Source organism: Modestobacter sp. KNN46-3 (genome assembly GCF_011039295.1).
Window position 1 is genome coordinate 1 of the sequence record NZ_JAAKGN010000156.1, and the last position, 11116, is coordinate 11116.

Annotated in this window: 11 protein-coding genes; 5 read left to right on the forward strand and 6 right to left on the reverse strand. The window is 73.1% G+C overall.

Features of this window, described 5'->3' with window-relative positions:
* Nucleotides 1-154: 154 nt before the first annotated feature.
* The gene (locus G5C62_RS22305; RefSeq protein WP_231558041.1) at nucleotides 155-1504 is read right to left on the reverse strand and encodes a glutamine synthetase family protein; all 1350 of its coding nucleotides are present in this window, start codon (nucleotides 1502-1504) and stop codon (nucleotides 155-157) included.
* Nucleotides 1505-1680: 176 nt separating this feature from the next.
* Here G5C62_RS22305 and G5C62_RS22310 point away from each other — a divergent pair, with 176 nt between their 5' ends.
* Together G5C62_RS22310 and panB are read left to right on the forward strand one after the other, a co-directional pair.
* Nucleotides 1681-3534, forward strand: coding sequence for an NAD+ synthase (locus G5C62_RS22310; protein WP_241176063.1), 1854 nt, complete (start codon nucleotides 1681-1683; stop codon nucleotides 3532-3534).
* The gene (panB, locus tag G5C62_RS22315; RefSeq protein WP_164702731.1) at nucleotides 3531-4361 is read left to right on the forward strand and encodes a 3-methyl-2-oxobutanoate hydroxymethyltransferase; all 831 of its coding nucleotides are present in this window, start codon (nucleotides 3531-3533) and stop codon (nucleotides 4359-4361) included. Before G5C62_RS22310 ends, panB begins: the two co-directional genes overlap by 4 nt.
* 128 nt (nucleotides 4362-4489) lie before the next feature.
* Here the strand turns inward: panB and npdG are convergent, their stop codons facing one another.
* Nucleotides 4490-5185: an NADPH-dependent F420 reductase gene (npdG, locus tag G5C62_RS22320; RefSeq protein ID WP_036334803.1), complete on the reverse strand. Its 696-nt coding sequence runs from the start codon at nucleotides 5183-5185 to the stop codon at nucleotides 4490-4492.
* A gap of 88 nt (nucleotides 5186-5273) precedes the next feature.
* Entirely contained in the window at nucleotides 5274-5462 is a 189-nt protein-coding gene (locus G5C62_RS22325; RefSeq protein WP_036334802.1) for a hypothetical protein, read from the reverse strand.
* Between the two features lie 190 nt (nucleotides 5463-5652).
* On the opposite strand from G5C62_RS22325, the gene G5C62_RS22330 reads away from it, so the two are divergent.
* Nucleotides 5653-6816 carry a diguanylate cyclase gene (locus G5C62_RS22330; protein WP_081975266.1) on the forward strand — a complete coding sequence of 388 codons (1164 nt, stop codon included), beginning with the start codon at nucleotides 5653-5655 and terminating at the stop codon, nucleotides 6814-6816.
* Between the two features lie 60 nt (nucleotides 6817-6876).
* Nucleotides 6877-8199, forward strand: a complete 1323-nt coding sequence (locus G5C62_RS22335; RefSeq protein ID WP_052091002.1) for a M24 family metallopeptidase — start codon at nucleotides 6877-6879, stop codon at nucleotides 8197-8199.
* On the opposite strand, the gene G5C62_RS22340 is transcribed toward G5C62_RS22335, so the two are convergent.
* From G5C62_RS22340 to G5C62_RS22350, 3 genes are all read right to left on the reverse strand, one after another.
* The gene (locus tag G5C62_RS22340) at nucleotides 8132-8941 is read right to left on the reverse strand and encodes a potassium channel family protein (RefSeq protein WP_277424815.1); all 810 of its coding nucleotides are present in this window, start codon (nucleotides 8939-8941) and stop codon (nucleotides 8132-8134) included. The two genes, G5C62_RS22335 and G5C62_RS22340, sit on opposite strands and share 68 nt — an antisense overlap.
* Before the next feature lie 18 nt (nucleotides 8942-8959).
* Entirely contained in the window at nucleotides 8960-9382 is a 423-nt protein-coding gene (locus G5C62_RS22345) for a ChaB family protein (RefSeq protein ID WP_036334800.1), read from the reverse strand.
* A 103-nt stretch (nucleotides 9383-9485) separates the two neighbouring features.
* Complete coding sequence (locus G5C62_RS22350) at nucleotides 9486-10670, reverse strand: endo-1,4-beta-xylanase (protein WP_206330793.1); 1185 nt, start codon at nucleotides 10668-10670, stop codon at nucleotides 9486-9488.
* A gap of 181 nt (nucleotides 10671-10851) precedes the next feature.
* Between G5C62_RS22350 and G5C62_RS22355 the strand changes: the two genes are divergently transcribed.
* The coding region (locus G5C62_RS22355) for a LacI family DNA-binding transcriptional regulator (protein WP_164702732.1) at nucleotides 10852-11116 on the forward strand (265 nt) is incomplete at its 3' end.

The window sequence follows — 11116 nt, forward strand, 5'->3', positions numbered from 1 at the left end:
GGACGACGCGGGGACGGTGCGGTCGACGTTCGTCCTCGACGAGGAGGGGCGGGTCGTGCACGCGCTGTACGACGTCCCCGCCCGAGGGCACGTCACAGCGCTGCGCCAGCTGCTCGGCCTGGATCTCGGCCCGGCGTGACCTCGCCCCGGGCGGTCACAGGCCGGGGAGGTAGCGCTTCAGCTCGAAGGGGGTGACGTTCTGCCGGTAGGAGTTGAACTCCTCCCACTTGTTGCGCAGGAAGAAGTCGAACACGTGCTCGCCCAGCGTCTCGGCGACCAGTTCGCTGCCCTGCATCGCGGTGAGCGCCTCGCCGAGGGAGACCGGCAGGTCCTCGTACCCGGCGGCCCGGCGCTCGGTGTCGGTGAGCGACCAGACGTCGTCCTCGGCCTCGGGCGGCAGCTCGTAGCCCTTCTCGATGCCGCGCAGGCCGGCGGCCAGCAGCACCGCGAAGGTGAGGTACGGGTTGCACGCCGAGTCCGGCGAGCGGACCTCCACCCGGGCGGAGTTGCCCTTGTTCGGCTTGTAGGAGGGCAGCCGCACCAACGCCGACCGGTTGGCCCGGCCCCAGGTCGCGGCCGTGGGCGCCTCGGTGCCGGCCAGCAGCCGGCGGTAGGAGTTGACCGTCTGGTTGGTGACCGCGGTCATCTCCCGGGCGTGGGTGAGCAGCCCCGCGATGAACTGCTTGCCGGTGGTCGACAGCCGCATCGGGTCGGCCGGGTCGTGGAAGGCGTTGCGGTCGCCCTCGAACAGCGACAGGTGGGTGTGCATCGCCGAGCCGGCCAGCTCGGTGAAGGGCTTGGGCATGAACGTCGCGTGCACGCCCTGGGCCAGCGCCACCTCCCGGACGACGTGCCGCAGCGTCATGATGTTGTCGGCCATCGACAGTGCGTCGGCGTAGCGCAGGTCGATCTCCTGCTGGCCCGGGGCGACCTCGTGGTGGCTGAACTCCACCGAGATGCCCATCGCCTCCAGCGCGAAGACCGCCTCCCGGCGGAAGTCGTGGGCCACGTTGTGCGTGGAGAGGTCGAAGTAGCCCCCGACGTCGGCCGGCTCGGGGGGCGTGCCGTCGCTGGGCAGGTCCTTGAGCAGGAAGAACTCGATCTCGGGGTGGGTGTAGAAGGTGAACCCCATGTCGGCGGCCTTGCCCAGCGCCCGCCGCAGCACGTGCCGCGGGTCTGCCCAGGCCGGTGAACCATCGGGCAGCGTGATGTCGCAGAACATCCGCGCGGTCTCGCTCGCCTGCCCACGGGAGCCCGGCATGACCTGGAACGTGGCCGGGTCGGGCTTGGCCAGCATGTCGGACTCGTAGACCCGGGCGAAGCCCTCGATCGCCGAGCCGTCGAAGCCGATGCCCTCCGCGAACGCGGCCTCGATCTCGGCCGGGGCCACCGCGACGGCCTTCAGGTAGCCGGAGACGTCGGTGAACCACAGCCGCACGAAGCGGATGTCGCGCTCCTCCAGGGTGCGCAGGACGAACTCCTGCTGGCGGTCCATGCTCGCCATGCTCCACTCCAGTCGTGACAACGGTGTTACGTGGTCCCAGCCTGCCCCCTCGGAGGGGCCGGGCGGAACAGGCACCCCGGACCGGTCGCACGCCGCCGCTCATGTGGCGTGAACCACACCCGCCCGGGGAGTCCCCACCTGGGCGACCGGGTGGGGCGGCGACCACACTCTCCGGTGTGAGTGATCAGCAGCGGACGGCGGAGTCGGCGCGGCAGTTGCGGGTGGCCCTGGCCCAGGTCGACACCCGGGTCGGCGACCTCGCGGGCAACGCGGAGCTGGTCGTCGAGTGGACCCAGCGGGCCGCCGGCCGCGATGCCCACCTCGTGGTGTTCCCGGAGATGACGCTGACCGGCTACCCGGCCGAGGACCTGGTGCTCCGGGAGTCCTTCGCCCGGGCCAGCGAGCAGACGCTGGTCGAGCTGGCGGGCACGCTGGCCGAGCAGGGCCTGGGCGGCACCGCCGTCGTCGTCGGCTACCTGGCGCACACCGAGGGAGCCGGCCCCGCCCCGGTGGACGCGATCCCGACCGACGCGGACGACGCCCCCGGCGACGCCAACCCCCGCCGGGGCGCCCCGCGCAACGCCGCCGCCCTGCTGCACGGCGGGGAGGTCGTGGCCCGCTACCACAAGCGCCACCTGCCCAACTACGGCGTCTTCGACGAGGCCCGCTACTTCGTGCCCGGCACCGAGCTGCCGATCGTGCGGCTGCACGGCGTCGACGTCGCGCTGACCGTCTGCGAGGACCTCTGGGTGGAGGGCGGCCCGTGCGGGGTGGCCGGGCAGGCCGGCGTCGACCTCGTCGTCTCCCCCAACGCCTCCCCCTACGAGCGCGCCAAGGACGACCTGCGGTTGCCGCTGGTCCAGCGTCGCGCCGCGGAGGCGAACGCCCCGATCGTCTACTGCAACCAGGTGGGCGGCCAGGACGAGCTGGTCTTCGACGGCGACTCGCTGGCCGTCTCCGCCGCCGGCGAGTTGCTCGCCCGCGCCCCGCAGTTCGTCGAGCACCTGCTCACCGTCGACCTGGCGGTGGACCCGGCGGCCGTGCCGGACCGACGGCAGGGCCGGATCGGCCCGATGACCGTCACCCGGCACCTGGTGTCCGAGCAGCCGGTGGCCGCCTACCCGGCGCAGCCGGGCACGGTGGCCGAGCCGCTGAGCGACTGCGAGGAGGTCTGGCGGGCCCTGGTGCTGGGGCTGCGCGACTTCATCGACAAGAACGGCATGCCCTCCGTGGTGCTCGGCATGTCCGGCGGCATCGACTCGGCGGTGGTGGCCGCGCTGGCCGTCGACGCCCTGGGCGCCGACCGGGTGTTCGGCGTCGGGCTGCCCTCGCGGTGGTCCAGCGAGCACTCCCTGGCCGACGCCGCGGACTCGGCGGAGCGCCTGGGCATGCACTACTCCGTCGTCCCGATCGCCCCGGTCGTGACGGCGTTCGAGGACGCGGTTGAGCTGTCCGGCGTCGCCGCGGAGAACGTCCAGGCCCGGGTGCGCGGGACGCTGCTGATGGGGCTGTCCAACCAGCACGGCCACCTGCTGCTGGCCACGAGCAACAAGAGCGAGGTGGCCGTCGGCTACTCCACGCTCTACGGCGACGCCGCCGGTGGCTTCGCCCCGATCAAGGACGTGCTCAAGACCCTCGTCTGGGACCTCGCGCGGTGGCGCAACGCGCACGCCCGGGACCGCGGCCAGGTGGAGCCGATCCCGCAGGACTCCATCGACAAGCCACCGTCGGCCGAGCTGGCCCCCGGGCAGCAGGACAGCGACTCGCTCCCCTCCTACGAGGAGCTCGACGCCGTCATCGCCGACTACGTCGACCGTGACCTGGGGCTGGCCCAGCTGCTCGAGCGCGGCCACGACCCCGAGGTGGTGGCCCGGGTGCTGCGGCTGGTCGACCTGGCCGAGTTCAAGCGCCGCCAGTCCGCGCCGGGCACCAAGATCTCGCTCAAGGCGTTCGGCCGGGACCGCCGGCTGCCGATCACCAACCGCTGGCGGGAGAGCCTGCCCAGCGTCCGCGAAGGAGCGGCCCGATGACCGAGTCCCCCCTCTACGGCGGCACCGCCACCGCCCGGGTGCGCGTCCACCACCTGCAGCAGGCCAAGGAGCGCGGCGAGAAGTGGGCGATGCTCACCGCCTACGACACCTATGCGGCCGCGGTGTTCGAGGAGGCCGGCATCCCGGTGCTGCTGGTCGGCGACTCCGCGGGCAACGTCGTCCTCGGGCACACCTCGACCGTGCCGGTGACGGTGGAGGACCTGCTGCTGATGACCAAGGCGGTCACCCGCTCCACGAAGCGCTCGCTGATCGTCGCCGACCTGCCGTTCGGCAGCTACGAGTCCGGCCCGCAGCAGGCCTTCGACACCGCGGTGCGGTTGATGAAGGAGGGCGGGGCGCAGGCGGTCAAGCTGGAGGGCGGCGTCCGGGTGGCGCCGCAGATCCGGCTGCTCAGCGAGGCCGGCATCCCGGTGATGGCGCACATCGGCTTCACCCCGCAGAGCGAGCACGCCCTGGGCGGTTTCCGGGTGCAGGGCCGTGGCGCCGGGGCCGAGCAGCTGCTCGCCGACGCGCACGCGGTGCAGGACGCCGGCGCGTTCGCCGTCGTCATGGAGATGGTGCCGGCCGAGGTCGCCGGGCAGGTCACCAAGGAGCTGTCCATCCCGACGATCGGGATCGGTGCCGGGCCCGACTGCGACGCCCAGGTGCTCGTCTGGCCGGACATGGCCGGGATGACCTCGGGGCGGGTGCCGAAGTTCGTGAAGAAGTACGCCGACCTGCGCGGCGAGCTGCTCCGGGCCGCCCAGGAGTACGCGGCAGAGGTCCGCGAGGGCTCCTTCCCGGGGCCGGAGCACTCTTTTGAATAGCGACCCCCCGGGCCGCATCGCGGCCAGGAGCCGTCCCGGCTGCCACTGAGCCGCTTGGTCCGGGCCCGGCGGGAGCCTCCGGCCCCGCGCCGAGCCCGGACAGCGGCCTCCCGGCCGCAAGAGCGCGACTACACGTCGGTGATGCGGACGCCGGCGTGGGCCTTGTAGCGGCGGTTGACCGACACCAGGTTGATCGTCAGCGCCTCGACCTGGCGGGCGTTGCGCAGCCGGCCGGCGTAGACCCCGCGCATCCCCGGCAGCCGGCCGGCGAGGGCCTGCACCAGGTCGGTGGCCTCCCGGACGTCGCCGACCACCATCACGTCGCCCTCGAGCGTCGGCTGGGAGAGGTCCTCCAGCGTCACGGCGGAGAGGTGGTGGAAGGCGCCGACGACGGAGCTGTCCGGCAGCAGGGCGGCGGCCTGCTGGCACACACTGCCCTCGGCGACGTCCAGCACGTAGGCGCCGAGCTCGTCCCAGCCCATCGGGACGACGCAATCGACGACGACCTTCCCGGCCAGCGGGGTCGCCAGCTCGGCGAGGGTGTCGGCGTGCCCGGCGTACGGGACGGCGACGATCACCAGGTCCGCAGCACCGGCCACGTCGTCGTTGGAGCCACCCCGGACCGACACCCCGACGCCGCCGGCGGCCGCATCGGCCCGGGTGGCCACCTCGCCGGCGACCTCCTCGGCGCGTGCGGCGTCCCGGGATCCCAGCAGCACCCGCTGCCCGGCCGCGGCCAGCCGCACCGCCAGGCCCCGCCCCTGCGGCCCCGTGCCCCCGAGCACGCCGACGACGAGGTCCTCCATCGCGCGTCCGTCCGTCACGACTCCTCCTGATCCTCCGGGCGCCCTCACGGACGCCCCCTGCCGACGATCATGCCCCGCGCGACCGCACCCGGCCGCGCGGGTCGGCTCAGCCCCGGCCCTCCTCCCAGGCGCGGTCGGCGGCGTCGGCCGCCTCGTTCCGCTCGGCGACCTTCTCCAGGGCGGCCTCGGCCTCCGCACGGTCGTCGTACGGGCCCAGGCGGTGCCGCTCGGCACAGCCGTCCCGCGTCTCGACGGCGTGGTGCTTCAGGCAGTAGAACCACGGTCCCTGCGCCATCGTCGGCTCCTCTCGTGGTGTCCGGCTCGTCGTGTCCAGCTGGTGGTCTCCGGCTCGTGACGTCCAGCCTCGCATCCGCTGGTCGTCCTCGCCGTGGGCCCGGCCGTTGCGCCTGGCAACAGAACCGGTTCCGGAAATGACACGCCCCATCCCGTTCTGCTGAGCCCTCACCTGCGGCATGCTCCTGCCCATGACGGGGGGCCACACGCCCAGCACACGGCGCGACGGGGAGTCGACCCGTGCGGCGCTCGATCCCCTGCGCCCCGGTCGGGGGCCGGAGAGCGCCCTGGTCGCCGGGGCGCTGGCGGTGCTGCTCGCGGTGAGCGCGGTCCTGGGCTCGATCAACCTCTTCATCGACGGAGCTGTACGCGAGGGCGCCAGCCGTCCGGTCTACGCCGTCACGCTGGGCGCCTGCCTCCTGCTCGCCGCTGCCCTCGGGGTGCACCGGCGCGCCGGTGAGGCCGCGACCGTCGCCCTCGTGCTGTTCGGCGACCTGGTCTACGTGGTGTTCGCCTGGGCGACCGGCGACCCGCTGCGCTACGCCCCTCCCCTGATGCTGCTGTTCACCTGCCTCGTCGCCGCCTGGTTCCTCGGCATCCGTGCGCTCGCGGTGCACATGGTCGCCGTCGTCGTGGCCTGCTGGCTCGCCCTGGCCGACAGCTACCCGGGCACCGCCGGGCTCGTCGTCGCCGTGACGGCCAGCGCCGGGCTGCTCAACGCCGCCACCTTCGGGGTCTTCGTGCTGCGCCGGCGGGTGCAGCGCCTGCTGACGGCGACCCAGGCGCTGTCCTCCACCGACCCGCTGACCGGCCTGGCGAACCGGCGGTCCCTGGTCGACCAGGCGCCACGGATCTGGCGGCAGGCCCGGCGCGACGGCCAGCGGGTGGCGGCCCTGGTCCTGGACCTGGACCACTTCAAGCGGCTCAACGACACCTACGGCCACGCTGTCGGCGACGCCGTCCTCCGCGAGGTGTCCGACGCCCTGGCCGCCAGCGTGCGCCCGGCCGACATGTTGGCGCGCACCGGCGGGGAGGAGCTCGTCGTGCTCGGGCTGGTGTCCGACCCCGACGTGGCCTGGCGGCTGGCGCAGCGACTCCGGTTGGCCGTCGTGGACAGCGAGTGCGGACGGCAGCGGGGGGTGACCGCCTCGATCGGGGTCGCGCTGGCCGGCCCGGTCGACGGCGAGGACCCCACCGACGCGCTGTGGCGGCTGGTCGACCGCGCCGACGCCGCCATGTACGAGGCGAAGCAGGGCGGTCGGGACCGGGTGGTCGTGGCCGGCAGCCTGCTCGCCCCCCGCCCCCCGGTCGCCGGTGGCTCACGGCGTGGTCCGGGCGGCGGCGGGATGGCCTGAGCGGGAGCGGCGACCCACCGTCCCCGGGCGGCCCGGTCGGCGGTCTGCTTTCCTGCCAGCATGATCGCGACCGCAGAGCCGGGAGTCCCGGACCCCACCCGCACCGTGCCGCTGTCGCTGCGCGAGCAGGCCGACGTCCGGGACCGCTGGCTGACCCAGCGTCTGCTCGACGTGCTCCCTGGGCTGATGGACCGCGCGGAGATCGACCTGTGGGTGGTCATCGGACGCGAGTACAACGAGGACCCGGTGCTCCCGACCCTGCTGCCGGCGACCTGGCTGTCGGCCCGGCGGCGCACCATCCTGCTGTTCCACCGCAGCGACGACGGCGTCACGGCCGCGGCGGTCTCCCGGTACCCGGTCGGTCAGTTCCTCAGCTCCTGGGACGCCGACGAGCAGCCGGGGCTGACGGCGGAGGAGTCGCAGTGGACCGCCGTCCGCCGCTTCGTGGACCAGGCTGCGCCGCGCACGATCGGCGTGGACGTCTCGGCCACCTTCGCCCACGCCGACGGCCTGGCCCACACCGAGCACGACCTGCTGGTGCAGGCACTGGGCCCGCACGCGGAGGAGCTGGTCTCGGCCGAGCAGCTCGCGGTGGGCTGGCTGGAGACCCGGCTGCCCGAGGAGATCGCCGCCCTGCACGCCCTGAACCGGCTGGCCCACGAGGTCATCGACGAGGCGTTCTCACCGGCCGTCATCACCGTGGGCGAGACGACGGCGCTCGACGTCGCCTGGTGGATCCGCCAGCGCTTCGCCGACCTCGGGGTGGACGCCTGGTTCCAGCCCACCGTGGGGCTGCAGCGGGCCGGCAGCCCGCTCGCCGACGAGCGCGGCACCGTGCTGCCCGGCGTCCGCTACGACGCGGTCATCGAACCCGGTGACCTGGTGCACTGCGACGTCGGGCTCTCCAGCCTGGGCCTGATGACCGACACCCAGCGCAACGCCTACGTGCTCCGCCCCGGGGAGGGCGCCGCCCCGGCCGGGCTGGTCGCGGCGCTGGGCGTCGGCAACCGGATGCAGGACCTGACGACCGCAGCACTGCAGCCGGGCCGGACCGGCGACGAGGTGCTCGCCGCCGCCCGCGCCGCCGCAGCTGCGGCGGGCATCGACGGCGACGTCTACTCCCACCCGGTCGGGGTGCACGGTCACGGCGCCGGCCCGGCCATCGGGATGTGGGACCAGCAGGACGGCGTCCCCGGTGCGGGCTCGGCGCCGGTGCACCCGGACACCGTCTACGCCCTGGAGCTGTGTGTGCGGGTGCCGGTCGCGGAGTGGGGCGGTCAGCTGGTGCGGATGGCGCTGGAGCAGGGCATCGCGCTCACGGCTGCAGGCGTGGAGTACCTGGACCAGCGGCAGACCGAGCTGATCCTGATCCCGTCGGCCTGAGCTCGCCGAGGGGCTGCCCGGCGAGGTCGCTGCGCAGCCGGCGGACCTCCTCGGTCAGGTCGGCCAGCTGCGCACGCAACACGGCGTCGTCCGCCTCGTCCTGGGCATGGGCGGCGTCGGCGACCCGGCCGACGAACCAGGAGGCGACCGCGGCGGTGACCACACCGAGCAGGGCGATGCCGCCGACCATCAGCAGGGCCGCCACCAGCCGCCCCTCGCCGGTGACCGGGTACTCGTCGCCGTAGCCGACGGTGGTGATCGTGGTCAGCCCCCACCAGACGGCGTCCCCGTAGTCGGTGATGACGGCGTCGGGGGCGTCCCGCTCGGCGTCGTACACGGCCAGTGAGGCCATGAAGACGACGAGAGCGGAGATCGAGGTGACGTAGTAGGCGACCCGTCCGTGCAGCGAGACGGTGAGCTTGCGGTCGAGCACCCGGGCGACCCGGACGAGGCTGATGATCCGCAGCGGGCGCAGCAGCGGCAGGAGCACGGCCAGGCCGTCGAGCCAGTTCTGCCGGACGAACCGCCACCGGTGCTCGGCCAGCGCCAGCCGGATGACGTAGTCGGCCAGGAACACCGGCCACACCCCGACGGTCACCACCAGCAGGACCGTCTGCACCCAGCCCGGGAAGCCGGGCTGCAGCACCCGCCAGGCGTAGGCCACGACGAACAGCACGGCCACGACGACCAACGGCCACTGGCTGGCCCGCTCGTAGCGGGCCCTCATCTCCTCCCGGTGCACCCGGTCAGTGTCGCCGGGTCACTTCTCCCGCGCCTCGGCGGTCTTCTCGTCATTGGCCTTCTGGATGGCGTCGACCAGTTCGTCCTTGTCCATCGTCGACCGGCCCTCCACGTCCAGCTCCTTGGCGACGTCGTAGAGGTGGGACTTGGAGGCGTTCGCGTCCACGCCGCCCTTGGTCTCCCGGTCGGTGTCCCGGCCGCCCTCGGCCTGGGGATCACTCGGCCCCTTGTGGTCCTTGGGTTCCCAGTGGTCGCCCACCTTCTCGTGCGTGTGCTTCACCGCGCTCCAGGCGACCTGGTTGGCCCGCTGCTCGTCGCCGTAGGAGTCGGCGGCGGAGTCGTGCGCCTTGGCGAAGGTCCGCTGCGCCTTCTCGTCCGAGCGCTGCAGGGTGCTGGGGATCTCGTCCTGCTTCGCGTCGCCGCTCTTCGTGGTCTTCGGCATGGCCGTTCTCCTCGGTCGTCGGGACGGTCGGCCTCGAACGGCTACCCGGTGGGGAGCCCGGCCAGTCACCGGGCTCCCCACCGGGGTCAGGCGATCCCGTCGGTCACCGCACGCCCAGCCAGCGGGCCTTGGCGAGGGTCACGGCCAGCGCCCAGTAGGCGGGCTTGCGCGTGTAGTCCTCGAACATCACGTTGGCCGCGCCGGTGCCCTCGAAGAAAACCGGCACCCAGGAGTACTTGTCGTTGAAGCCCCAGATGGTGAAGGAGTTGCAGTCCTCGACGCCGAGGCAGGCCTCCAGCGCCCAGCGGTACCAGTCGGCCTGCTGCTCCAGCTGCTGCTGGGTGGGCCGGCCGTTCTCCCCGAGGGGCATGCGGACGTCGAGCTCGGTGATCGCCGTCTCCAGGCCGAGGTCGTCGAAGCGCTGCAGGTTCTGCTCGAGCGTCGCCGGGAACGGGTACTCGAAGCTCAGGTGCGCCTGGGTGGCGAAGCCGTGCAGCGGCACGCCCTGGGCCAGGAGCTCCTGGGAGAGGGCGTAGTAGGCGTCGCTCTTGGGCCCGATGTCGTCGACCGCGTAGTCGTTGAGGAACAGCTTCGCCGTCGGGTCGGCCTCGTGCGCCCAGCGGAAGGCGTCGGCGATGATGCCCGGGCCGAGCGCGCTGATCCAGATGTTCTCCGGGCGGAGAGTCGGGTTCGGCCCGTCGGTGAAGATCTCGTTGGCGACGTCCCACTGCTCGATCTTGCCGGCGTAGCGGCCGACCACGGTCTGGATGTGGTCCTTGAGGATCGCGCGCAGCTCGTCCGGGGTGAAGTCGCCCTCCGTCAGCCACGCCGGGTTCTGGCTGTGCCACAGCAGGGTGTGGCCCCGCACCTCCTGCCCGTGGCGCTGGGCGAACTCGACGATCGCGTCCATGGGGGCGAAGTTGTACTCGCCCTGCTCCGGGTGGATGAACTCCCACTTCATCTGGTTCTCCGGCGAGAGGGAGCTGAACTCGCGCGCCAGGGCCTTGCGGTAGGTCTGGTCGTAGGTGAACGGGTCGGGGTAGTCCTGCTCGAGGTGGTGCCCACCCCCGGCGACGGCGGTGCCGATCTCCAGGTCGCGCGGCGCCACGTCGCGCAGGCCGAGCCGGTCGAGGGCCTTGTGGACGCGTTGTTCCACGGCGTGGTCGGGAACCCGACCACGCTCCCCGGCCGCTGCCGGGGCGAGGGTGGCGCCGAGGAGGACGGGCAGCATGCCCACCCCCACCGCGCAACGGACGAACGTTCGGGACAGGGACCGCTGGGAGCGCATGGCGCAACCTCTCGTCGGCATCGTTGCCATGTCGGTAGTTTCCGGAAGTGCTGCGCGGCACATTACGAACCACCGACCGTCCTGACAACAGGTGCCCGGCGTGTCCTGGTGTCACCCGGCCGGGGCTGGTGGGCACGCCCCCTGGCCGTAGGGTGGGCCCGTCCACGAGGAGGAGGGGTCGGTGTCCGACACCCAGACGCGCACGGTCACCATCGCGGCCATCGCGGCCGAGGCAGGGGTGTCCGTACCCACCGTCTCGCGCGTCCTCAACGGCCGCTCGGACGTCGCCCCGCACACCCGGGAGCGGGTCGAGCGACTGCTGCGCGACCACGGCTACCGGCGCCGCGGGAGTCGGCCCCCCAACGCCGCCCGACTGATCGACCTCGTCTTCAACGACCTCGACAGCCCCTGGGCGGTCGAGATCATCCGGGGCGTCGAGGACGCCG

Bases quoted from the DNA above. Each gene is read 5' to 3' on its own strand.
- G5C62_RS22335 (WP_052091002.1), top strand. From the start codon at position 6,877: ATGATCGCGACCGCAGAGCCGGGAGTCCCGGACCCCACCCGCACCGTG.
- G5C62_RS22350 (WP_206330793.1), bottom strand. From the start codon at position 10,670: ATGCGCTCCCAGCGGTCCCTGTCCCGAACGTTCGTCCGTTGCGCGGTG.
- G5C62_RS22305 (WP_231558041.1), bottom strand. From the start codon at position 1,504: ATGGCGAGCATGGACCGCCAGCAGGAGTTCGTCCTGCGCACCCTGGAG.
- G5C62_RS22345 (WP_036334800.1), bottom strand. From the start codon at position 9,382: ATGCCGAAGACCACGAAGAGCGGCGACGCGAAGCAGGACGAGATCCCC.
- G5C62_RS22325 (WP_036334802.1), bottom strand. From the start codon at position 5,462: ATGGCGCAGGGACCGTGGTTCTACTGCCTGAAGCACCACGCCGTCGAG.
- panB (WP_164702731.1), top strand. From the start codon at position 3,531: ATGACCGAGTCCCCCCTCTACGGCGGCACCGCCACCGCCCGGGTGCGC.
- G5C62_RS22330 (WP_081975266.1), top strand. From the start codon at position 5,653: ATGACGGGGGGCCACACGCCCAGCACACGGCGCGACGGGGAGTCGACC.